22 protein-coding genes are annotated in these 22,161 nt (G+C 37.9%); 7 read left to right on the top strand and 15 right to left on the bottom strand.

The features are described 5' to 3' along the window. Positions 1-160: 160 nt before the first annotated feature. Complete coding sequence (locus MKJ01_RS08650) at positions 161-1,033, top strand: ChaN family lipoprotein (protein ID WP_241615224.1); 873 nt, start codon at positions 161-163, stop codon at positions 1,031-1,033. Positions 1,034-1,128: 95 nt separating this feature from the next. Then, the gene (locus tag MKJ01_RS08655) at positions 1,129-1,755 is read left to right on the top strand and encodes a peptide deformylase (RefSeq protein ID WP_241615223.1); all 627 of its coding nucleotides are present in this window, start codon (positions 1,129-1,131) and stop codon (positions 1,753-1,755) included. Between the two features lie 5 nt (positions 1,756-1,760). Here MKJ01_RS08655 and MKJ01_RS08660 read toward each other — a convergent pair whose 3' ends face one another. The 13 genes from MKJ01_RS08660 to MKJ01_RS08720 form a co-directional block, all read right to left on the bottom strand. Next, entirely contained in the window at positions 1,761-2,888 is a 1,128-nt protein-coding gene (locus MKJ01_RS08660) for a lactonase family protein (protein WP_241615221.1), read from the bottom strand. 189 nt (positions 2,889-3,077) lie between these two features. Continuing rightward, on the bottom strand, positions 3,078-3,500 hold the full coding sequence (locus tag MKJ01_RS08665) for an organic hydroperoxide resistance protein (RefSeq protein ID WP_241615220.1): 423 nt from the start codon (positions 3,498-3,500) through the stop codon (positions 3,078-3,080). Further along, complete coding sequence (locus tag MKJ01_RS08670) at positions 3,500-3,934, bottom strand: MarR family winged helix-turn-helix transcriptional regulator (protein ID WP_241615219.1); 435 nt, start codon at positions 3,932-3,934, stop codon at positions 3,500-3,502. The genes MKJ01_RS08665 and MKJ01_RS08670 overlap by 1 nt, the downstream gene beginning before the upstream one ends. A gap of 24 nt (positions 3,935-3,958) precedes the next feature. Further along, positions 3,959-4,591 (bottom strand): NAD(P)H-dependent oxidoreductase, encoded by a 633-nt coding sequence (locus MKJ01_RS08675; protein WP_241615218.1) that lies wholly within the window; start codon positions 4,589-4,591, stop codon positions 3,959-3,961. 249 nt (positions 4,592-4,840) lie between these two features. Next, positions 4,841-5,974 (bottom strand): DUF4932 domain-containing protein, encoded by a 1,134-nt coding sequence (locus MKJ01_RS08680; protein WP_241615217.1) that lies wholly within the window; start codon positions 5,972-5,974, stop codon positions 4,841-4,843. A 264-nt stretch (positions 5,975-6,238) separates the two neighbouring features. Beyond that, positions 6,239-6,961 carry a lipoyl(octanoyl) transferase LipB gene (gene lipB, locus MKJ01_RS08685; RefSeq protein WP_241615216.1) on the bottom strand — a complete coding sequence of 241 codons (723 nt, stop codon included), beginning with the start codon at positions 6,959-6,961 and terminating at the stop codon, positions 6,239-6,241. 32 nt (positions 6,962-6,993) lie between these two features. Then, the gene (gene trpA / locus MKJ01_RS08690) at positions 6,994-7,728 is read right to left on the bottom strand and encodes a tryptophan synthase subunit alpha (RefSeq protein ID WP_241615215.1); all 735 of its coding nucleotides are present in this window, start codon (positions 7,726-7,728) and stop codon (positions 6,994-6,996) included. Between the two features lie 74 nt (positions 7,729-7,802). Next, positions 7,803-8,981: a tryptophan synthase subunit beta gene (gene trpB, locus MKJ01_RS08695; protein WP_241632577.1), complete on the bottom strand. Its 1,179-nt coding sequence runs from the start codon at positions 8,979-8,981 to the stop codon at positions 7,803-7,805. 64 nt (positions 8,982-9,045) lie between these two features. After that, positions 9,046-9,714 (bottom strand): phosphoribosylanthranilate isomerase, encoded by a 669-nt coding sequence (locus MKJ01_RS08700; protein WP_241615213.1) that lies wholly within the window; start codon positions 9,712-9,714, stop codon positions 9,046-9,048. A 22-nt stretch (positions 9,715-9,736) separates the two neighbouring features. Beyond that, entirely contained in the window at positions 9,737-10,516 is a 780-nt protein-coding gene (trpC, locus tag MKJ01_RS08705; protein ID WP_241615211.1) for an indole-3-glycerol phosphate synthase TrpC, read from the bottom strand. Between the two features lie 33 nt (positions 10,517-10,549). Beyond that, a complete protein-coding gene (gene trpD, locus MKJ01_RS08710; protein WP_241615209.1) occupies positions 10,550-11,536 on the bottom strand; it encodes an anthranilate phosphoribosyltransferase in 987 nt (328 codons plus the stop codon). Positions 11,537-11,560: 24 nt separating this feature from the next. Then, positions 11,561-12,151, bottom strand: a complete 591-nt coding sequence (locus MKJ01_RS08715) for an aminodeoxychorismate/anthranilate synthase component II (protein WP_241615208.1) — start codon at positions 12,149-12,151, stop codon at positions 11,561-11,563. Between the two features lie 10 nt (positions 12,152-12,161). Continuing rightward, positions 12,162-13,592, bottom strand: a complete 1,431-nt coding sequence (locus MKJ01_RS08720; RefSeq protein WP_241615207.1) for an anthranilate synthase component I family protein — start codon at positions 13,590-13,592, stop codon at positions 12,162-12,164. 402 nt (positions 13,593-13,994) lie between these two features. On the opposite strand from MKJ01_RS08720, the gene MKJ01_RS08725 reads away from it, so the two are divergent. The 4 genes from MKJ01_RS08725 to lysS all read left to right on the top strand — a co-directional run bounded on the left by MKJ01_RS08725 (position 13,995) and on the right by lysS (position 17,342). Then, positions 13,995-14,219, top strand: coding sequence for a hypothetical protein (locus MKJ01_RS08725; protein ID WP_241615205.1), 225 nt, complete (start codon positions 13,995-13,997; stop codon positions 14,217-14,219). A gap of 1 nt (position 14,220) precedes the next feature. Further along, on the top strand, positions 14,221-14,595 hold the full coding sequence (locus MKJ01_RS08730; protein WP_241615203.1) for a c-type cytochrome: 375 nt from the start codon (positions 14,221-14,223) through the stop codon (positions 14,593-14,595). A 3-nt stretch (positions 14,596-14,598) separates the two neighbouring features. Further along, a complete protein-coding gene (gene rlmF, locus MKJ01_RS08735; RefSeq protein WP_241615202.1) occupies positions 14,599-15,528 on the top strand; it encodes a 23S rRNA (adenine(1618)-N(6))-methyltransferase RlmF in 930 nt (309 codons plus the stop codon). 113 nt (positions 15,529-15,641) lie between these two features. Next, positions 15,642-17,342 carry a lysine--tRNA ligase gene (gene lysS, locus MKJ01_RS08740; RefSeq protein WP_241615201.1) on the top strand — a complete coding sequence of 567 codons (1,701 nt, stop codon included), beginning with the start codon at positions 15,642-15,644 and terminating at the stop codon, positions 17,340-17,342. An 81-nt stretch (positions 17,343-17,423) separates the two neighbouring features. Here lysS and MKJ01_RS08745 read toward each other — a convergent pair whose 3' ends face one another. Together MKJ01_RS08745 and MKJ01_RS08750 are read right to left on the bottom strand one after the other, a co-directional pair. Beyond that, complete coding sequence (locus MKJ01_RS08745) at positions 17,424-18,467, bottom strand: cytochrome d ubiquinol oxidase subunit II (RefSeq protein WP_241615200.1); 1,044 nt, start codon at positions 18,465-18,467, stop codon at positions 17,424-17,426. After that, entirely contained in the window at positions 18,464-19,807 is a 1,344-nt protein-coding gene (locus MKJ01_RS08750) for a cytochrome ubiquinol oxidase subunit I (RefSeq protein WP_241615199.1), read from the bottom strand. The genes MKJ01_RS08745 and MKJ01_RS08750 overlap by 4 nt, the downstream gene beginning before the upstream one ends. A gap of 227 nt (positions 19,808-20,034) precedes the next feature. Between MKJ01_RS08750 and gyrB the strand changes: the two genes are divergently transcribed. Continuing rightward, complete coding sequence (gyrB, locus tag MKJ01_RS08755; RefSeq protein WP_241615198.1) at positions 20,035-21,969, top strand: DNA topoisomerase (ATP-hydrolyzing) subunit B; 1,935 nt, start codon at positions 20,035-20,037, stop codon at positions 21,967-21,969. Positions 21,970-22,161: the final 192 nt, after the last annotated feature.

Here is a 22,161-nt window from a genome sequence, read left to right on the forward strand (position 1 = left end):
AGAGGTCATTCAGAAGATCAAAGATTTTCAAAGCTTACGTGTTCTTCTGTTTTCAAGGTATGTCACTTAAAAAAATCTAATGTGTCAATAATAGTATACTTTTAAAAATCTACACGTAATTTTGTAAGTTCAACACTATCCTATTTCAAATCAGATAAAAATGAAAAATATCCTCATCACCATATTGTTTGTGAGCTTTTACTCCTTGCATGCACAGGATCTTAAAGCCTTCCGGTTTTACAATCAGAAAGGAAAAGAAATAAAAACGGAAAAACTGATCAGCGAATTAGCAGATTATGATGTCGTCTTTTTTGGAGAAAACCATAACAGTTCGATTAATCACTGGCTCCAGCTAAAGATTACGGAAGGTCTATATCAGAAGAAAAAAGGACAGCTTATTTTGGGTGCCGAAATGTTTGAACGGGATAATCAGCCGCAGCTTAACAATTATCTCAGCGGGAAGTTCGATGCCAAGGCATTTAAAGATTCAGCACGTTTGTGGAATAATTTCCCAACCGATTACAAGCCGTTGGTAGATTTCGCAAAAGCAAAGAAACTCTCTTTTATTGCCACGAATGTTCCGAGGAGATATGCTTCCCAAACTGCCAAAGAAGGATTGGAATCTCTCAATAATCTGCCGGAGAAAGATAAGACCTATATAGCTCGGTTACCGATTAAAGTAACTCTCGACACTCCGGGATACCCTGAAATGAAAGCCATGATGGGAGATCACGCTGACGGCACCAAAACCATGAATTTTATTGCTGCACAGGCCATTAAAGATGCAACCATGGCAGAATCTATTTTAAAAAATATAAAAACCGGACAAACATTTATCCATTACAACGGAAATTATCACAGTAAAGAATTCGGCGGAATTTACTGGTATATCAGACAAAAGAACCCGAACCTGAAAATGGCAGTGATTTCTGTCTTTGAATCGGAAGACCCGGAATTAAAAGTTCCGGAAAAAGAGTATAAGCCTACTGATTTTAATCTGATTATTCCGGCGGATATGACGAAAACCTATTAAGATTTAGGCTCATCGCTGTTCCTACTTTTGCCTTCCATTTTTATTGAAAACATTCATCAGTTATATTATTTACCCTTTGTGATATAAAGAATCCCATGAAAATACTTACTTTTCTGTTCATTTTTTTCATCAGTACTCTCTGCGCGCAGCAATTAACACAGCATGAGATTTCGCTGATCAATAGTGGCGATACAACATCAGCATTACCAATCTATCAGACTACAGATGAACATCAGCATGAAACTTTATTAAGCTTTTCTACAGAAATTGATCCGCTTGACAAAAATACGGCTGTCTTGGTCGACAGGATGAAGCAGTCGCTTCTTTCAACCGATGGAGGTGTAGGAATTGCCGCACCGCAGGTAGGCATCAACCGAAAGGTAATCTGGGTACAACGGTTTGATAAAGAAAATGCCCCGTTGGAATATTGTATCAATCCTATTATTACCTGGAAATCCGAGCTGCAGAATCTCGGTCCGGAAGGTGACCTGTCAATTCCTGATTTCAGAGACCAGTTTTACAGAAGCAAGGTTATTCAGTTAGAATATGTCGATCTGCAGGGAAAGAAACATTCTGAAATTGTGGAAGGCTTCACAGCGGTAATTTTCCAGCATGAAATCGACCATCTTTCCGGAATTTTAATTTCGAATAAAAAAGAAAAAGACAAAAACGACTTGTATGAAAAAGAAGATGCTTTTATAAAAGTTGACTCTACGAAATAACGTTATTAATATTTTCTGATCTTTACACAGGAAACACTCTTTATTTTAATCTTCTTACCCACTTTTTTTAACAGACCTGTTTCTGCATTCCGTCTGAACACGACGACATTATTGGTTCCGGCATTGGTCGCAATAAGGAACTTTCCGCCGGGATCAAGACCGAAAACCCGTGAGTGTTTTCCTTTGACGGATTGGTAGCCGATGTTTTTCAAAGTTCCATTATTCTCAATCGAAAAAATGGCAATGTTGTTTTCTATTCCGCGGTTTGAAGCATAGAGAAATTTTCCGTCAGGAGAAATGTGAATATCTGAACTTTCAAAATCGTCTTTATATTTTTTAGAGTGAGTATTGATTCTTTGAAGCGCATCCAGCTTCCCGTTTTCGTACGAATATACACTTACTGCTCCTCCCATTTCTTCAATGCAGTAGGCAGACTTTCCGTTTGGGTGAAAAATAAAATGCCTGGGGCCGCTTCCTGGAGTAGTTTTATTGAAAGATGGCTCCTGGATATGCAACGGCTTGTCATCTTCACTAGCGAAGACATAAGTCCTGATTTTATCAGCTCCCAGGTCCGGTAAAAAGAGGTAATGGAAATCCGGCGAAAATACAGCAGCATGAATATGAGAGCGATCCTGTCTGTCGGGATTAATACTGCCTTCTGAAAAGTGGAAATTTTGTACGCCCGGCTGGATAAAGCCTTTTTCCGAAACAGGATATACGGTAACACTTCCTTCTGTATAATTCGCGTTAACCAGCCATTTTCCGTTTCTATGAACGGATACATATACAGGATTTTCGCCACCGCTTTTCTGGCTGTTGATATAAGTAAGCGTTTGATGTTCAGGGTCAAATTTAAAACTGCTTACGCTTCCGGCATTCTTGGTTTTGCTTTCTGTACAGGCAAACACATATTTTCCATCCGGAGATACTGTGAGAAATGACGGGTTTAAAATACCTTTCACAGCAGTAACCTTTGATAACTTTCCACTGACTGTATCCAACTTGTAGACGTAGATTCCTTCTGTATTTTTATCCCGGTTGAACGAGCCGAAAAAAGCATAGGTGTTTTGTGAATATGCATTTAAAAATACGCACATCATAATGGTGAAAGCAACTGTTTTTAATCTGGGCATGTAATGTAAATATGAAATTTAGCAGGAGAGAATTTAAATACAAAATTAATGATTAATCCCTTAAAATCATAAGCCAATAAGCTCTGAAGGATAACTTTTGCTTAAATTACGAGTATGTTATAACATATGTCAATAAAAAAATCTGTTTCCAAAAAGAAACAGATTATATAATTAATTGTTGTACTGAGCTTAATGATTCGTTACCGAAAGCTTCACCTCAATATTATTTCTCGTTGCATTAGAATACGGACAAATTTCATGAGCTTTTTCGGTCAGTGACTGGGCTTCTTCCAGGGTAACTTCAGGAATATTCACCTCAAGTTCAACCGCTAATCCGAAACCTCCGTTTTCCAGCTGCCCGATGCTGACATCCGCTGTTACGCTAGTTTCTCCCGTTTTTACTTTGGATAGACTGATGACCCTGTTCAGTGCACTGTCAAAACATGCAGAATATCCTGCAGCAAAGAGCATTTCAGGATTGGTGAAATCATCATTGGCACCGCCTAATGCTTTAGGCATTTTAACGTCCAGGTCCAGAATTCCGGTTTCGCTTTTCACATGGCCATTTCTTCCGCCTGTTGCGGTTACTTTTGTTGTATATAAAGTTTTCATTATTTTTCTATTTTGTTTAATATTTTCTGTATAGTTTCTTTGAGTTCTGCCAGATCTTCTTCCTCCAGATTCAGTTTTTTCTGAATCTTACCGGGGATTTCACAGGATTTTTGTTTTAACTGACTTCCTGCCTCATCCAGAAATATCTGAACCACCCTTTCATCTTCTTTTTTTCTTTTTCTTATGATAAAAGCCTTTTTCTCAAGCCTTTTTAAAAGAGGAGTCAGAGTACCGCTGTCAAGATATAATTTTTCACCAATCTGGTTGACAGTCAGTCCATCGTTTTCCCACAAAACCATCATCACCAGATACTGAGGGTAGGTAATGTCAAGCTCATCAAGAAAAGGACGGTACAGTCCTGTGATTTCCTTTGCGATCACATACAGCGGAAAACAAAGCTGGTTTCCTAATCTGGGTGGGTTTTGATTTTTCATAATTAAAAATATGAGGTGAAAATATTATTTCCTGATGATAAATTCTTCCATGGGAATTCTAACCTTTTTCATATTGGAAAGCCAGTCGTTTTCAGCATCTCTGTATCCCATGTATAAAAGTGAAACACTTTTTAGTCCCAGTTCCTTTAAGTTCAGGATCTCGTCAATGATTTCATTGCTGAAGCCTTCTGCAGGAGTGGTATCAACTTTCAGTTCTGCTGCCTGGGCCATGGCAAGGCCTAATGCAATATACGTCTGTCTTGCTGTGTGGGCAAAATGTTCTTCGGGAGTCTGGCCACCATAAATTTCCTTAAGTTTATCAGTGTAGCTTCCGAAACGGCCTCTCGGCAAATCTCTTACATCGGTATGATAATCATATACTTCATCGATTTTTTCATCAGAATAGCTGTCCCAGGCTGCAAAAACCAAAACATGGGAACTGTCTCTCATCACTTCAGGGTTTAAAGCACCCTTAACCATTTTTTCTTTCAATTCCTGATTTTCTACTACCACAACACGGAATGGCTGAAGTCCGGAGGAAGTAGGAGCCAACCTTGCAGCTTCCAGAATTTTATTTACATCTTCTTCTGATACTTTTTTTGTAGGATCATATGCTTTTACCGCATATCTCCAGTTCAAATCTTCTATTAATGACATTGTATATTATTTTAATTGAATTCTATGATGCAAATATATTGCCAAATTAAATTGCGTGCAATTTAATTTTGTTAAATTTATTTTAAAAATTAAAATGACCTTAATTTTTGGATATTGGAGATAAAAGATTCAGTCTCACAACTAAATGATGTTGGTTGAGAATCGACTGTGCAAAATCATTCTCCGACAGGAGGTCGAAAAAAATCATAAAAAAAGTCCGTCTCACAACTAGTGAGACGGACTCTTTATTCATAACTGGCTACATGATTCAATAAATTCAGGATACCAATCATCTATTTTCTTATTGGGATATTTTTTTCTGAATGTCAATAAAGCATTATTAAATTCTTTCATTTTTGGAAAGCCTCTGTCTTTCATCAATGCATTGAGATCATTATAAGCATAGTTGATTATGCTTTGATCATCTTTAAATTTGTCATTGCAGAAAAGATAAAATACGCCGTACGTCATATATTCATCAAAAACTCTTTCAGGAGTAGGATAGTATTGGGTACCTTCCTGTTTGGTGTTTACCCACTTTTCTCTTTCCTTCAAAGCGTTATCAATTTCTTTTGCATATTTTTTTGTTGGGCCCGAAACGTAATTATGATCAATCTCGGTAAACATAATTCTAGTATTGAAAACGATATTCTGTTTTTCACTGAAATTTTTTTCTTTTGAGACAGGAGGGAGCACCATTATAATCTGCTTGAAATAATTATTATCATAAGTGCTTGTATAGTTCAGCCCATTAATTAGAGGTGAACAAAAAATAAGATAGCTGTTTACTTTCGTATTAAATGCTTTCTCCAGCCATTCCCATTGTTGTTCCAGATTAGCTTGTTGGTTATATTCTTTAATAATAGTTTTATAATAAGGGGTTTGATTTTTATAAAATCGTCTGAAGTTTGTTTTTTTTGCAAAATCTTCAATTTCTTTTTTATAAGTAACTATAGGGTTAACAGTAATTTTTGTATGAGAAGAAACTTCTTTCATTGGAAACATAAAATTTTTATCAGGAACCAGATGATCATCTTTAAATTCATGGCTTATTGCATTTCCCGTAAGAAATACATAATTGGTAGGATTTACCTTAATAATTGAATCAAACTTGACAATAATTTTTTCGTCTTTAAACTTTTTAAAATGCTGAAGAACGTCCTGATAATATTTTCCCTTCTGTTCTACCATATCATCATTTTCAAGACCTACCTCTGTCATTGCAATCATAATGTGAAGCAATTCTTTGGTTTCATCAATTTCTATTTTTGTTTTTCCCTGATACTCCTTTTTGTATTTTTCATCAAAATGTATCTTTTCCGAATCCTGAGCTGATACAAATTCTAAGATAAAAATACCAAATAGTAAAATTACTTTCTTCATGAATTTATTTAATTGAGTTTTTTAAGCTCAAAAATATCATTAAAAATTGTCATGAACTATTTTATTTCTCAATAAATTGAATAATTTTCTTACTTACTATTCTGGCATAACATTTTTGCACGACATATGATTGTTCATTCAATTAGCTATAAATTATGCAATGTGGATTGTTTGAAGATGGAGAGTGTACAGTTAAATTAATAAAAAAACCCATCTCAATAGAAACAGATTTTATATCATTTAAATATATTTTTTGTTAAGATTTCACACCAATTCCGCCTCAAAAACTTCCTCAAAATGCTTTCTGATCTTCGTTTTGATATCTTCCATTTCCTCGGGCGTAAGTTCTCTTTCAAGCTCTCTTTTCAGGGAAGTTACCTGCTTATCTTTGATTCCGCATGGAATAATGTATTCAAAATAGCGCATATCGGTATTCACGTTCAAAGCAAAACCATGCAGTGTCACCCAGCGTGAAGCTTTCACGCCCATCGCACAGATTTTTCTTGCATACGGTTTTCCCACATCCAGCCATACGCCCGTTTCTCCGGGGGAACGTTCACCTTTTAATCCATAGTCTGCGATGGTTCTGATGATGACTTCTTCGAGGTTTCTCATGTATTTATGAATGTCCGTAAAGAAATTTTCAAGATCAAGAATAGGGTAGCCTACAATCTGTCCGTACCCGTGATAGGTAATATCACCGCCGCGGTTTACTTTTACAAAAGTAGCATCGATTTCTTTTAACTGATCCATTCCGGCGAGCATATTTTCTTCATGTCCGCTTTTTCCAAGGGTATACACATGTGGATGCTCTACCAACAAAAAATGGTTAGGTGTTATAAGATGCTGATCGGCAGGCAGGTCACGGTTTTTGATTTTGGTATCAATGATATTTTTCATCAGCTGTTCCTGATAATCCCAAGCCGGCTGATATTCCTTGATGCCTAAATCTTCAAATGCTACGACTTTATTCTGATGTGTATTCATGACCTTTTATTAACATGCAAATTTAGTGATTTTTAATTTTTCACGGAATGAATAAAATCTATGGCATTTATCTTCCAGTCTTTATTATTCATAAGAATATTAACGAAAGCAGTTCCGATAATTCCGCCGTCGGCTTTTTCGGTCACGCTTTCAAAATCTTTTTTAGATTTAATCCCGAAACCGATCATCACCGGATTTTTCAGCGGAAGAGCGGCAAGCCTTGAAAGATATTCTTCGTTTTTCAATATGGTGTTTGTATTTCCGGTTGTAGATGAGGAACTTACTGCGTAGAGAAATCCTGAGCTTATTGAATCCAGATACAGAATTCTTTCGTCGGAAGTTTCAGGAGTAACTAGAAAGGTAAAATTCAGATGGTATTTTTCCAATGTTTTCTGATAATTTTTTTCAAATTCAATCGGGGGCAAATCGGGAATGATCAATCCCGAAACACCGCTTTCTGAACATTCCCTGCAGAAATTTTCAAAACCGAAACTTAAGACCGGGTTAACATATCCCATTAAGATAACCGGGATCCTGATTTCATTCTTTACAGATTTTAATTGGGAAAACAGTTTTTCAATAGTCATTCCGTTGTTTAAAGCCTGTTCATGAGCTCTCTGGATAACGGGGCCGTCTGCTACAGGATCCGAATACGGCATTCCTATTTCCATCATGTCTGCACCCGAATCCTGGATCAGCTGTATAATATCTGCCGTATCTTCCAATTGAGGGATTCCTGCGGTGAAATAGATGTTTAGTTTTTTCATAGTTATTGTATTAACGTATGATGTAAAATGTATTGATGCACTTAAAATCATTTTGCATGGATACTTTTTACATTTTATAAATTTTTCAAATACATTTCCATATCCTTGTCACCACGACCACTCAGGCAGATCACAACAATATCATTTTCATTAAATTTTTTCTTATCCAAAACAGCCAATGAATGTGCACTTTCCAAAGCAGGAATAATCCCTTCTGATTTAGTAAGTCCAAAAGCTGCCGTTAAAGCTTCATCATCATTAATGCTGAAAAATGCTGCTCGCTTTTCTTTAAAGAGATTGGCATGAAAAGGCCCGATTCCGGGGTAATCCAAACCTGCAGAAATGGAATGAGGCTCAATAATCTGGCCGTCTTTTGTCTGCATCACGAGGCTTTTGCTGCCGTGAAGAATCCCTAAAGTCCCTAAAAAAGTTGTTGCCGCAGACATTCCGGAATATATCCCGAAACCGCCTGCTTCAGCAGCAATCAGTTGTACATGTTTTTCATTGACAAAATGATAGAAAGCTCCGGCAGCATTGCTTCCGCCACCCACACAGGCAATCACGTAATCAGGGTTTTGTTGTCCGGTCTGTTCAAAAAGCTGTTCTCTGATCTCTTTGGAAATAATACTCTGGAATCTCGCTACCAGATCGGGAAAAGGATGTGGACCGACTACACTTCCGATCACGTAATGGGTTGTTTCTGAGTTATTAATCCAGTCTCTTAGTGCTTCATTCACGGCATCTTTCAAAGTTTTTGAGCCTGAAGTCGCCGGAATGACTTCTGCCCCAAGCATTTTCATTCTTCCGACATTGGGAGCCTGTCTTGCAATATCAATTTCTCCCATGTAAACAATGCATTCCAAGCCCAATAAGGCACAGGCAGTTGCTGTTGCAACACCGTGCTGCCCGGCTCCGGTTTCAGCGATAATTCTGTGTTTTCCAAGACGTTTTGCCAACAAAACCTGACCTAAAGCATTGTTGATTTTGTGTGCTCCGGTGTGATTTAAATCTTCTCTTTTTAAATAAATACGGGTCTGATATTTCTGGCTTAAGTTTTTTGCAAAATACAGAGGTGTTGCACGGCCAACGTAATTTTTCAACAGTTCCTGATATTCCTGCTGAAAGTCATCGGATTCAATAATATCGAGATATCTTTTCTGTAACTGCTCCACATTCGGATACAGCATTTCGGGAATGAATGCGCCCCCGAATTCTCCATAATATCCGTCTTTGTCGGGATTTTTATAATTCATTGTCATCTTTTTTATTAATAATTAAATTTTTTACTGATGAGGCACGCAAACCATATCTGCATTTTTACAGTATTGTATATTTTTCTTTAAATAACTTTATCCGTTCTGTATTTTTAATTCCCGGGACAGCTTCAAATTTCGAATTGATATCTACAGCAAATGGTTTTGTATGCAGTGAGTTAATATGACCGATATTTTCTTCTGAAATACCTCCGCTTAGAAAATAAGGCAGAGGAATTTTAAGACTTTTCAGGATATTCCAGTCGAACGTTTTTCCCGTACCGCCGAAAGCCTTTGAATCCGTATCAAAAAGAAAATAATCCATATCCGATAGTGAAAAACTCATCAGCTGCTCTGTAAGATTTCTTCCCTGTAGACTTTGATTGCCGACTCTAATTACCTTAATTATTTTAATTTCAGGATGTAATTTTCTTCTCAGTTCAGCAATGAAGTCTTTACTTTCATCGCCGTGGAGCTGGATAAAATTAAGATTTGCCTTTTCAGATATTTCTATTATCCTTTCTAAAATTTCATTGACAAAGACACCGACTTTTCCAGGATGTTCAACTTCTGAAATTTCTCTTAAGCTTAAATGGTTTAAAGCATATCTTGGAGATTTTTCATAAAAGATAAATCCCAGAAAATCCGTGTTCATAGAAATCAATTCATCAATCTGTTGCAATTGGGTTAAACCGCAAACCTTAAGTTTCAACCTGTGTTTTTCTTCGTACATTCTAGTCCTTTTTATGGTCAAATTATACCGTTATATTGGAAACAAATTCAGCGAATTTCTCTCCTGGATTTTCATTTTTCATAAAATATTCACCCATCAGAAAGCTGTCAAAACCTTTTTCTTTTAAATACCTGAAATCTTCAATGCTGTAGATCCCGCTTTCTGCAACGGATAAAACGTTTTCCGGAAGCTGGTTTTTCAGGTTGACAGAATGTTCCAGATCAACTTTAAAATCTTTTAAATTACGGTTGTTGATTCCTGCCAAATCAATATCCGGATTAAAATGTCCAAGCTCTTCTGTGGTATGGATTTCCAGTAAAACTTCCATATCTATGCTGTGGGCGAGATCTGTAAAGTCCTTTACCTGTAAAGGAGAGAGACAGGAAGCAATGAGTAAAATAACGTCTGCTCCTATACTTTTGGCTTCATAAAGTTGGTATTCGTCAATCATGAAATCTTTTCGGAGGATTGGGAGGACAATATGTTTTCTTACGTTTACGATATCTTGAATGCTTCCGTTGAAAAAGGTCTGGTCTGTTAATATCGAAATCCCGCTTGCTCCGAAACTCTCATAAGCTGAAACTACTTCCAACGGAGAGATTTTATCATTAATGATGCCTTTTGACGGCGATTTTCTTTTAAACTCCGCAATAATTCCGCTTTTTGTCTGTATGCTTTCTTTCAGAGATTGGGTTTTCCTTCCAAAAAATTCGGAATCCTTTAATTGCTGAATAGAAACTTGTGATTTCGAGGCTGAAACTTCTTCCTTTTTTCGCTGTATAATTTTTTCAAGTATGTTCATTGTGTATTTAAATAGAAAATTGAATTTTAAAATTCAGTTTAAAAGCATTTCCAGGCTCCTTAAAGCATTTCCTCCATATAAACTTTCTTTAGCCAGTGCAGTGCAGTCTTCATAACTTCCGAATTTATTCGTATGATAAAGTGCTACGGCCGCATTTGCTAACACCACGGAATTCTGCTCCTCAGTCCCTTTTCCACTCAGGATATTCCTGAAAATCCCGGCGGTTTCATAAACCGTTTTAGCGGCTTGTATGCTCTCGCAACTTACTGAATTGAAACCCAAATCTGCAGCTGAATATATATTTTCACCATGTTTTGTAATGATTTTGCTGTCATGGGTCAGGCTGATTTCATCATAACCGTCCATTCCGTGAACCAGAATGAAATCACGATCGTCTTTTTGAAGCAGGTACTGGTATAATCTTGCGATTTCCAGATTATAAATACCGATCATCGAAAACTGAGGCTGTGCAGGATTCACAAGAGGACCCAAAAGGTTAAAAAATGTTCTCAGTCCCAAAGATTTTCTCAATGCTCCGACAGACTGAAGCGCAGGATGGAAATAAGGAGCATGTAGAAAACAGATGTTGGCTTTTTCAAGCTCTTCCTGCAACATTGCTGAATCATTTTTAAAGGTATAGCCCAATTTTTCCATCACATTTGATGATCCGGTAATGGCCGAAGCACCATAATTCCCATGTTTTGTCACCTTCTGTCCTGCTCCGGCCACAACAAAACCGGCAAGAGTAGAAATGTTGATGGTATTTTTGCCGTCACCTCCCGTTCCTACGATATCTATGGCATCACCTGCATCTATATGGACAGGAACAGCCATTTGTAGCAGTGCTTCCCGAAAGCCTTCAAGTTCTTTCAGTGTGATATTCCGCATCAGGAAAATGCTGATAAAAGCAGTAACTTCCGTGGGATTGAATTTATTTTGGGCAATTTCAATCATAATTGCCTTTGCCTCAGCTTTGGACAAAGTATGGTGATTGAATAAGTATTGCAGGATATCTTTCATAGCATAAACGTTTTGACTCTACAATTAATTCAGGAGAAAATTTTTAATGATCAGTTCTCCATCAGGTGTTAAGATGCTTTCCGGATGAAACTGCACCCCGTGTACATCATATTTTTTATGCTGTAAGGCCATGATCATCCCATCTTTGTCCACTGCTGTGATTTCCAGCTCATCCGGAAAATCTTCACGGTTAACCACCCAGCTGTGATAGCGTCCTACTTCAAGCCCGTTGGAAAGATTCCTGAAAATTTTAGTATCTGCTTTTACCAGTTCAGCAGGAGTAGCTACGCCGTGAAAAATTTCTGAAAGGTTGATCAGGCTTCCTCCAAATGCTTCTGCAATAGCCTGCTGCCCAAGGCATACGCCTAATATGCTTTTCGTAGGAGCATATTTTTTAATGACCTCCAGTAAAATTCCTGCTTCTTCCGGAATTCCCGGGCCTGGAGACAATACAATTTTATCATAGTTGTCAATATCATCCAGAGAGATTTCGTCATTTTTTACCACATCCACTTTAGTGTTCAGTACTCTTTCTATAATCTGTACCAGATTGTAGGTAAAGCTGTCATAATTGTCAAAAACCAGGACTTTGGCAGTTTGTATTTTATTGTTCATTGTTTATTTATTAATGGGTTTTAACCAGCTTTTCAGCTTTTTCTACAGCCTTTTTCAGAGCATTCAGTTTGTTATTGACTTCCTGCAGTTCACTTTTAGGATCGGATTTTGCCACTAAGCCTGCGCCTGCCTGATAATACAGTGTATTGTTTTTGCTTAGAAAAGTCCGGATCATAATGGCCTGGTTGCAGGTTCCGTTTAATCCGATCATTCCGATACAGCCTCCATAATATCCGCGGGAATCTTTCTCGTACTGGTCAATCAGCTGTAAAGCTCTATGTTTTGGGGCTCCGCTTAAAGTTCCCTGCGGGAAAGTAGCAGCAATCATTTCAAAGGGCTTCGTATTTTCCTGCAAATCAGCAGTAACTTCACTGACCATATGGATAACATGGGAAAACAGCTGGATTTCTTTTAGCCTGGTGACGCTAACGTTGCGGCCCAGCTTTCCCAGGTCATTTCTGGCCAGATCTACAAGCATGGTATGTTCTGCATTTTCTTTAGGATCATTTTTTAAATCTTCAATGGACTGGAGGTCGGTATCAAAATGCCCTGTTCTTTTAAATGTTCCGGCAATAGGATGAATGATGACTTTGTTATCTTTAATAATCAGCTGGCTTTCCGGGCTGGACCCAAAAAGTTTATAATTCCCATAATCAAAAAAGAAAAGATAAGGGGAAGGATTGATGTTTCGTAAAGCACGGTATACATTGAATTCATCACCTTTGAACTTCTGCTCAAACCTTCTGCTCAGCACCAATTGAAAAACGTCACCTCGCATACAGTGTTTACGGGCTGTTTCTACAAGTCCCATATACTCCTCATCCGTAAGATTTGAAGTCTCGGCTCCGTTTTTTTCAAAAGGGTAAATTACGGCATTACGGTTTTTCATCATACTTTCCAGCAGGTAAAGCTCAGATTTTAATCCTTCAATCTGGTTTTCTATAATATGCATTTCATCATTATGATGATTGATAGCGATTACATATTGATACAGCCTGTAACGGAGAATCGGGATTTCAACTTCCGGGCTCTGAGGTTTAAAGGTGAGGTTTTCGAAAAACTGTACGGCTTCAAAGCTTGTATACCCGAAAAGGCTTTGGGCAGTTTCTTCTATAGGATCGTGTGTTTTTTTACGTTCGAAAGCATACGAAAATTGATCTAAGACCTCTGTTATTTTATTATTGCCGATTAAATGCTTTACAGGATCCTCATTGGGGAACTTTACTTCATATTCCGTTACATTTTTGATTTCAATTCCAGCAATTGCATTAATCGCGATAAATGAAAAATTGTTATCCATATTTTTTGCGTCGGAACTTTCCAGTAAAATGGTATCCCTGAATTTATCACGGATCTGCAGATAGATGCTCATTGGAGCCTGCAGGTCTGCCAGTGTTTTTTTCGAAACGGTTTTTATTTTTATTTTTTTACTGAACATCATATTTTAAATTGGTATAAATAAAAAAGACTTCAACGGTATACGTCAAAGTCTTTTTATTATATTGCTTTTATTATTTCTGGTTAAGATGAATTAACAGCACGACAATAGCCTCAGACCCGACGAAGAGTATGAAAGCCACCACCATATGTTATTGCTGTTAGTAAACATGGGACAAATGTAGATAATTTTTTAATATAAAAAATAAAAAAGATAAAAAAATGCAGGGGCCAACATAAATTCCAATAACAATATATACCTGATCTGTTGATTTAGTTAAAACTGAACGAGATGATTCATATTTAAGTTTGAAGGATTTTTTTCAATGAAAAAGCTTGCAAAACAAGAGAGGTCATAAGCTTTAACATTTATTTTTTATATTTTTGCCTAAATTATTTATTAGAAATGAAAAAAGTATTAGCAATTGCATTTATCGGAGGTTTACTGGCAGTAAGCTGCACAAAAAAGCCTGATCATGATTTACAGGACAGCAACACGATGTTACCTGAACCTGATGCACCTACTGTAGTGGACTCCAGCGCAACAACACGTAATAAGCCTGAAGCTGATGTTAATGCTGCAGTATCAGTTCCTGCTAACCAGGCAAAAGCAGATACGCTTACAAAATAAGATGAAAAAATTGTTTTTGACAGGATGTACCGCTTTGCTGTTTTTATCCTGTTCCCAAAAAGGCAATCCTGCTGAAGGGACTTCTTCATCTGAAACTTCTGTTGGTTCCGGACCTGTAAAAACAAATATTTCCGGCGAGCAGATCATTGAATCATTGGATTGTTCCGGCTGTCATTCCGTGAGCGAAAAGATGGTGGGGCCTTCCTATCAGCAAATAGCAGGGAAGTATTCTGATAAAGATTCTGAGATGCTGGCTTCCAAGATTATCGAAGGCGGAAGTGGCGTCTGGGGAAGTGTTCCGATGTCTGCCCATCCTCAGGTCTCAAGAGAAGAGGCAAAAAAAATGGTAGCGTATATTTTAAGTCAGAAAAAATAAAATATGCCTGCTGAAAAATCCAGTCTGCACATCAGAAATAAGCATCGTCATCCTTATGATTTTGATCAGCTTATTTCTTGTGTGCCGGAACTGAAACAGTATGTCTTTACAAATGCTTACAGTACTGTCACTATCAACTTCAGTATTCCCAAAGCCGTTAAGCTTCTCAACAAAGCATTGTTACAAAATTTTTACAGGATACAGGATTGGGATATTCCTGAGGATAATCTCTGTCCTCCCATTCCCGGAAGAGCAGATTATGTTCATTATATTGCAGATCTGCTTGCTGAATACCGGAACACCATCCCTGAAGGAGCATCTGTAAAGGGCCTGGATATTGGTACAGGAGCCAATCTTGTATATCCGTTGATTGCCTATCATGAGTACGGCTGGAAAATGACCGGAACCGATATTAATGAGAGTTCGTTAGCGAATGCACGGGAAATTTTAGAGCATAATCCGCATTTATCATCTGCAGTTCAGTTGAAATATCAGTCCGAGTCTGACTATGTGTTCAGGAATATCATCGGGACTGAAGACCGGTTCATGTTTACAATGTGCAATCCTCCTTTTCACGATTCTGAAGAAGCTGCAATAAAAGGAAACATAAGAAAAACAAAAAATCTCGGTAAACCCAAATCTCGGAAGCCTTTGTTTAATTTCGGCGGACAGCAATCTGAATTATGGTGCGAAGGTGGTGAACTGGCTTTTGTTAAAAGGATGATCAATGAAAGTACATTGTATTCTTCACAGGTGCTCTGGTTTACGTCTTTAATTTCCAAAAAGGATAATCTGCCTCAGCTGACTGCACTTTTAAAGAATATTCAGGCGGTTGATTTTAAAATCATCGATATGGCCCAGGGTCAGAAGATAAGCCGCATCCTGGCCTGGACATTTATTCCTGAAGAAGAACGAAAAAACTGGCTTCTCTAAAGAGTTTCCTTTCTATTTAAAACGAGTTTTGCAGGAAATCAATATATTTCTGAAAACCCATTGACGATCCATTCAAAAATCCCTAAATTTGTACGCTTTTATAAAAATAAGAAATGCAATTATCAGAACAGGAAATCATTAGAAGAGAAAAGCTGAATAAGCTTGTTGAAATGGGGATCAACGCATTCCCTGCGGAAGAGTATACCATTACAGATACCACTGAATCTATAAAACAGGATTTCGCAGAAAGTAAACAGGTAAAGATCGCCGGCAGACTGATGTCGAGAAGAATTCAGGGAAAAGCTTCTTTTGCTGAATTGCAGGATTCTACAGGAAAGATTCAGGTATATTTCAACAGAGACGAAATCTGTACGGGAGAAGATAAAACCTTATATAATGAAGTGTATAAGCATCTTTTGGATATCGGTGATATCATCGGTATTGAAGGCGAGCTGTTTACCACACAGGTAGGAGAAATGACGGTTTTAGTGAAAAACTTTACGCTTCTTACAAAATCTTTACGGCCTCTTCCACAAGCTAAAACCGATGAAAACGGAGTGGTGCATGATGCATTCAATGATCCTGAATTACGATACAGACAGCGTTATGTAGACTTAACGGTAAATCCTCAGGTGAAAGAAGTTTTTGTGAAAAGAACAAAACTGTTCAACGCCATGAGAACCTTCTTTAATGACGCAGGGTATTTTGAAGTGGAAACCCCGATCTTACAGTCGATTCCCGGAGGTGCTGCGGCAAGGCCGTTCATCACACACCATAATGCTCTGGATATTCCGTTGTACTTAAGAATTGCCAATGAATTATATCTGAAAAGACTGATCGTCGGCGGTTTTGACGGAGTATACGAATTCTCAAAAAACTTCAGGAATGAAGGGATGGACAGAACGCACAACCCAGAATTTACTGCCATGGAAATCTATGTAGCCTATAAAGATTACAACTGGATGATGGATTTTACGGAGAAGCTGTTAGAATTCTGTGCGGTTCAGGTCAACGGAACAACAAAAGCTACTTTCGGTGAATATGAGGTTGATTTTAAAGCACCGTATGAAAGAATATCCATGACGGATGCCATCCTGAAATTCACAGGTTTCGATATTACAGGAAAGACTGAGCAGGAGTTATTCGATTTTGCGAAATCAATCGGGATTGAAGTAAACGGAACGATGGGCAAAGGAAAATTAATCGATGAAATTTTCGGTGAAAAATGTGAAGGGAACTTTATCCAACCGACTTTTATTACCGATTACCCGGTTGAAATGTCACCTTTAACCAAAAAACACAGAAGCAAAGAGGGTTTAACCGAGCGTTTTGAATTGATGGTTTGTGGTAAGGAAATTGCGAACGCCTATTCTGAGCTTAATGACCCGATTGATCAGAGAGAGCGTTTTGAAGAACAGTTAAAATTGGCTGAAAAAGGAGATGATGAAGCCGGGCAGTTCATTGATGAAGACTTCTTAAGAGCTTTGGAATACGGGATGCCGCCAACTTCAGGGTTGGGAATCGGAATGGACAGACTGATTATGTTCTTAACAAATAATGCCTCCATACAGGAAGTGTTATTCTTCCCTCAGATGAAACCTGAAAAAACAGTTCCGCAAATTGAACTGGGTGAGGATGAAAAAGTAATTCTTGAGATTTTAAATTCCCAGGAAGAGGCAATGCCTTTGGCAGAAGTAAAAGAAAGAAGTCAATTATCCGGAAAGAAATGGGATAAAGCATCTAAAACTTTAACAAAGAATAACTTGGTAAAAGTGGAGAAAATTGATGAAAATGTTTTGATGAAATTGGCGTAATCCGATTGATCTCATCTTAATTATAAAAATCCTCTGCAGTGTAAAGCTGCAGAGGATTTTGTTTGAATATAGAGTTTATTTTTACCTAATGGGTGTTTCAGGTTTTGCTGTATTTTTTAATTGCCTTCTCTGTTTGCTGAATGAAAGCATCAGATAAAATAAAAACGGCAGAATGAATACAGAACCTAACATCAAAGCCCAGCCTAGTGCAGTAATGGTTTTGGGTGCTGCTACATGCTCAAGTAAAGAAAGGTGCTGTCCATTGGCGAACAGGATAATATTGGGATTATGCTGATATGTTGCTGCCACCAGGATCATGATTACCTGAAATCCGGCTAAAGCCCTTACGGGAAGAAGCTTCCCCGTATGCATTGCTTTAAGAATTAATCCTAAACAAATTGTGGCAAAAGCGGTTGCCATAATTCCGAGAGGTTTGGAAAATACCCACATCAGCAGAGGGATATCGGAAAAATGAGCCGTCAAAAAAACCAAAAGTCCCGTCACGACTACAAAAATCATGGTTTGTTTCGATTTTTTAATCATTAATCTTAATTCCATACGGTCTATGGTTTCCCGCAGCGCAAAGATGGATGCAAGATAAGCGCAAATGGCTACGGTAAATAATCCTACGCTTACGCCAAACCAGTTTAGCCAGCTGAAAATATATAAATCTAAAAAGCTTTTTGCATACGGATTGATAGAATGCGAAACTGTTGCAGCAGCAATTAATCCTAAAAAAAAGGGAGTCAGCAGACTTGAAAAATAAAAAATCTGGGTATACACATGTTGCCATTGATCTTCCACCGCATCATAATGCCTGAACGTAAAAGCAGTTCCTCTGGCGATAATTCCGATAAGCATTAAAACCAATGGAATATGAAGATAAGTGGAAAGAGTAGTGTAAATTTCCGGAAAACCGACGAAAAGTATAACGATTGCAATAATCAGCCACATATGGTTGGCTTCCCAGACCGGCGCAATAGATTCATACATAATAGTCTGTGTCTTGGGACGGTTTTTTTCTTTGGTGAAAAGTTCTACAATCCCGGCCCCGAAATCAGCTCCGCCTAGAATCACATATAGACAGATAGACAGCCAGAGAAAACCGATAACAACATATATCATGATTTCTTATTTTTAAGGTTATATTGAGGATCGGTTGGGTCATACAGTCTGGGAACCATTTGTATTTGCCTGTTCAGAAGAAAGATGATTACACAGGATAATGAAACAAATACAGCGGTGAAAAAATAAAATGAATACTGTATTCCCGGCATGGGTGTTACGGCATCAACGGTTCTCATAATCCCATAAATGATCCATGGCTGCCTGCCTACTTCCGTTACCGTCCAGCCTGCTTCCAAAGCAATATATCCGAAGGGCGTAGCGATTAAAAATGTTTTTAGCAGCCAGTTCTTATTTAGCCATTTCTTTCTGAAAAATACGGCATACACATAAATGCCTCCAATGATAATCATTACCACACCAAAGAAAATCATAATCTGAAATGCATAATGGACAACCGCTACCGGCGGCCATTCGTCCTTAGGAAAGTCATTTAATCCTTTTACTTCATGATTAAAATCGTTGGAGACCAGAAAGCTTAATACTTTAGGTATTTTGATTGCATATTTCAGTTCGCCTTTGTTTTCATCAGGAATTCCGCCAATCACAAAAGGTGCCCCTTTTTCTGTTTTAAAATGGGCTTCCATAGCAGCTAATTTAATAGGTTGGCGTTCTGCTACTGATTTAGCGGCAACATCACCACTCAAAGGTGCTCCGAATGCTCCGATCAAAGCAAATCCGGCAGCAATCCTGAAGGCTTTGGTGTGAAATTCAACATTCTTTTTTTTCATAATCAGATAAGCGTGTACGCCTGCAACTGCAAAACCGGTGGCACAAAAAGCAGCTACAGTCATGTGTAGAGCCTGCGGAAACCATGCATCATTAAACATAGCTTTTATAGGATCTATATTCAGGTATTGTCCATTGATATAATCAAATCCTGCAGGAGAATTCATCCAGGCATTGGCTGCTACCACCAGGATTCCTGAAGCTAGTCCGCTTAAACCCACCAGAAAACCGCAAAACCAATGAAACCATTTGTTGAAACGGTCCCAGCCGTACAAAAAAAAGCCGATGGCAATTGCTTCAATAAAAAATGCGGTTCCTTCCAGTGAAAATGGCATTCCAAAAATCGGCCCGGCATGCTTCATAAATTGCGGCCACAGTAATCCCAACTCAAACGACAGCATGGTTCCGGAAACAGCTCCGGTAGCAAACAGAATCGCCACTCCTTTGCTCCATACTTTGGTAAGACCTTTATAAATCTCATTTTTAGTTTTTAAATATTTCCAGTGGGCAAAAGCCATCAAAAAAGGCATGACCATGCCGACACATGAAAAAATGATGTGGAAACCAAGTGACATCGCCATTTGTGCACGGGCGGCGAGAAAATCATCCATAATATCAACTTTTGAGTATTAAATGTAAGCATAATTAAAAATATACACTATGATTTTCAACAGCATTGGTTTAAATAATAGGTTCTAACTTTGGTGTTTTTTAAAATTAATTCACTTTTATTTACGTAATAAAATCACTTGTTTTTTGACATATTTTAACTTTCATACCTCGAAAAAAATCACGATATTTGTAAGTCTTTGCGTCGAGCAAAATTTTTAATATTTATATGAGTCAGAAACAATATACAGCTAGTAGTATTCAGGCATTGGAAGGAATGGAGCACGTACGTATGCGTCCTTCAATGTACATTGGCGATGTAGGGGTAAGAGGCCTGCATCATTTGGTTTATGAAGTAGTGGATAACTCTATTGACGAAGCATTGGCAGGATACTGCGACACGATCTTCGTAGCGATCAAGGAAGGAAACGGAATTGAAGTGATGGATAACGGTAGAGGGATTCCTGTTGATTTCCATGAAAAAGAGCAGAAATCCGCGCTTGAGGTTGTCATGACAAAAATCGGTGCCGGAGGTAAGTTTGACAAAGATTCTTATAAGGTTTCAGGAGGTCTCCACGGAGTTGGTGTATCGTGTGTTAATGCACTTTCCAATCAGATGGTAACTACTGTTTACAGAGAAGGGAATGTCTATCAGCAGATCTATTCCAAAGGGAAGGCACAAACGGAAGTTGAAGAGATCGGACACAGCGAGCATAGAGGGACAAAACAGTTTTTCCAGCCGGATGATACTATTTTCACAGAATTAGTGTACAATTATGATACTTTGGCAAGCCGTTTAAGGGAGCTTTCTTACCTGAATAAAGGAATCACCATTACCCTTACGGATGAAAGAGAGAAACTGGAGGATGATACGTTCAGAACCGAAGTTTTCCATTCTGAAGGAGGACTAAAAGAATTTGTTGCTTATATTGACGGAAACCGTGAGTCTATTATGGAGAATGTGATCTTCATGGAAGGTGAAAGAGATGATATTCCGGTGGAAGTAGCCATGCGTTACAATACCTCTTTTAACGAAAACCTTCACTCTTACGTTAATAACATCAATACCCATGAAGGAGGTACCCACCTTGCTGGTTTCAGACGTGCTTTAACAAGGACACTGAAAAAATATGCCGATGACCTGGGGATTCCTCAAAAAGAAAAGGTGGAAGTGACAGGTGATGATTTTCGTGAAGGATTAACAGCTGTTGTCTCTGTAAAAGTAATGGAACCTCAATTTGAAGGACAGACCAAAACGAAATTGGGAAATTCCGAAGTTTCAGGTGCTGTTGATAAGATTGTAGGAGAAATGCTTACCAACTTTTTGGAAGAAAATCCGAACGAGGCGAAAATTATAGTTCAGAAAGTGGTTTTAGCGGCAAAAGCAAGACAGGCTGCAAAAAAAGCTCGTGAAATGGTTCAGAGAAAATCTCCAATGGGAGGTTCAGGACTTCCGGGGAAATTATCCGACTGTTCTTCAAAAAATCCGGCAGAATCAGAGATTTTCCTGGTAGAGGGAGACTCGGCAGGGGGAACGGCAAAGCAGGGGCGTGACCGTTTTTTCCAGGCGATTCTTCCGTTAAGAGGTAAAATCCTTAATGTAGAAAAATCAATGCTTCATAAAGTATATGATAATGAGGAAATCAAAAATATTTACACTGCTTTAGGAGTTTCTGTAGGAACAGAAGAAGACAGCAAAGCATTGAACATGTCTAAATTGAGGTATCATAAAATTGTAATTATGACCGATGCCGATATTGACGGCTCCCACATTTCTACCTTGATTTTGACATTCTTCTTCAGGTATATGAAAGAGCTTATTGAAAACGGATACATCTATATTGCTCAGCCGCCTTTATATTTATTAAAAAGAGGAAATAAAAAAGTATATGCCTATAATGAAAAAGAACGCGAAGAGTTCACATTAGAAATGTCTCCGGACGGAAAGGGTGTTGAAGTGCAGCGTTACAAAGGTCTTGGAGAGATGAATCCTGAACAGCTTTGGGAAACTACCCTTAATCCTGAACATAGAATTCTAAAGCAGGTAACCATTGATAACGCAGTAGAAGCAGACAGTGTATTTTCTATGCTGATGGGGGATGAGGTACCGCCGAGAAGAGAATTTATTGAAAAAAATGCCAAATATGCAAAAATTGATGCGTAATTGAATTTTTAAAATATAAAATTAAGAGACTTCAGAAATGAAGTCTTTTTTTGTTTATACTGTCAATATGATATTTTGAAGGTATAAACTTAGAAAAAGACAAGTTACATTGCAATTCTTTATAAAATTTGCGTTCATCAAAAATTAATTTTAACATTTATTAAGATTTCATTACTTTTGCTAAATTTTAAA

Origin of the sequence: Chryseobacterium sp. SSA4.19 (assembly GCF_022601875.1) — a bacterium.
In the GTDB taxonomy this organism is placed as follows: Bacteria; Bacteroidota; Bacteroidia; order Flavobacteriales; family Weeksellaceae; genus Chryseobacterium.

What these genes read in the sequence shown, in the direction of transcription:
- gyrB (WP_241615198.1), top strand. Translation starts at nt 20,035, where the DNA reads ATGAGTCAGAAACAATATACAGCTAGTAGTATTCAGGCATTGGAAGGA.
- trpD (WP_241615209.1), bottom strand. Translation starts at nt 11,536, where the DNA reads ATGAAAGATATCCTGCAATACTTATTCAATCACCATACTTTGTCCAAA.
- MKJ01_RS08660 (WP_241615221.1), bottom strand. Translation starts at nt 2,888, where the DNA reads ATGCCCAGATTAAAAACAGTTGCTTTCACCATTATGATGTGCGTATTT.
- rlmF (WP_241615202.1), top strand. Translation starts at nt 14,599, where the DNA reads ATGCCTGCTGAAAAATCCAGTCTGCACATCAGAAATAAGCATCGTCAT.
- MKJ01_RS08650 (WP_241615224.1), top strand. Translation starts at nt 161, where the DNA reads ATGAAAAATATCCTCATCACCATATTGTTTGTGAGCTTTTACTCCTTG.
- MKJ01_RS08670 (WP_241615219.1), bottom strand. Translation starts at nt 3,934, where the DNA reads ATGAAAAATCAAAACCCACCCAGATTAGGAAACCAGCTTTGTTTTCCG.
- MKJ01_RS08680 (WP_241615217.1), bottom strand. Translation starts at nt 5,974, where the DNA reads ATGAAGAAAGTAATTTTACTATTTGGTATTTTTATCTTAGAATTTGTA.
- MKJ01_RS08715 (WP_241615208.1), bottom strand. Translation starts at nt 12,151, where the DNA reads ATGAACAATAAAATACAAACTGCCAAAGTCCTGGTTTTTGACAATTAT.
- trpB (WP_241632577.1), bottom strand. Translation starts at nt 8,981, where the DNA reads ATGAATTATAAAAATCCCGACAAAGACGGATATTATGGAGAATTCGGG.
- MKJ01_RS08745 (WP_241615200.1), bottom strand. Translation starts at nt 18,467, where the DNA reads ATGATATATGTTGTTATCGGTTTTCTCTGGCTGTCTATCTGTCTATAT.
- lysS (WP_241615201.1), top strand. Translation starts at nt 15,642, where the DNA reads ATGCAATTATCAGAACAGGAAATCATTAGAAGAGAAAAGCTGAATAAG.
- lipB (WP_241615216.1), bottom strand. Translation starts at nt 6,961, where the DNA reads ATGAATACACATCAGAATAAAGTCGTAGCATTTGAAGATTTAGGCATC.
- MKJ01_RS08750 (WP_241615199.1), bottom strand. Translation starts at nt 19,807, where the DNA reads ATGGATGATTTTCTCGCCGCCCGTGCACAAATGGCGATGTCACTTGGT.
- MKJ01_RS08655 (WP_241615223.1), top strand. Translation starts at nt 1,129, where the DNA reads ATGAAAATACTTACTTTTCTGTTCATTTTTTTCATCAGTACTCTCTGC.
- MKJ01_RS08675 (WP_241615218.1), bottom strand. Translation starts at nt 4,591, where the DNA reads ATGTCATTAATAGAAGATTTGAACTGGAGATATGCGGTAAAAGCATAT.
- MKJ01_RS08725 (WP_241615205.1), top strand. Translation starts at nt 13,995, where the DNA reads ATGAAAAAAGTATTAGCAATTGCATTTATCGGAGGTTTACTGGCAGTA.
- MKJ01_RS08665 (WP_241615220.1), bottom strand. Translation starts at nt 3,500, where the DNA reads ATGAAAACTTTATATACAACAAAAGTAACCGCAACAGGCGGAAGAAAT.
- trpA (WP_241615215.1), bottom strand. Translation starts at nt 7,728, where the DNA reads ATGAAAAAACTAAACATCTATTTCACCGCAGGAATCCCTCAATTGGAA.
- MKJ01_RS08720 (WP_241615207.1), bottom strand. Translation starts at nt 13,592, where the DNA reads ATGATGTTCAGTAAAAAAATAAAAATAAAAACCGTTTCGAAAAAAACA.
- MKJ01_RS08730 (WP_241615203.1), top strand. Translation starts at nt 14,221, where the DNA reads ATGAAAAAATTGTTTTTGACAGGATGTACCGCTTTGCTGTTTTTATCC.
- trpC (WP_241615211.1), bottom strand. Translation starts at nt 10,516, where the DNA reads ATGAACATACTTGAAAAAATTATACAGCGAAAAAAGGAAGAAGTTTCA.
- MKJ01_RS08700 (WP_241615213.1), bottom strand. Translation starts at nt 9,714, where the DNA reads ATGTACGAAGAAAAACACAGGTTGAAACTTAAGGTTTGCGGTTTAACC.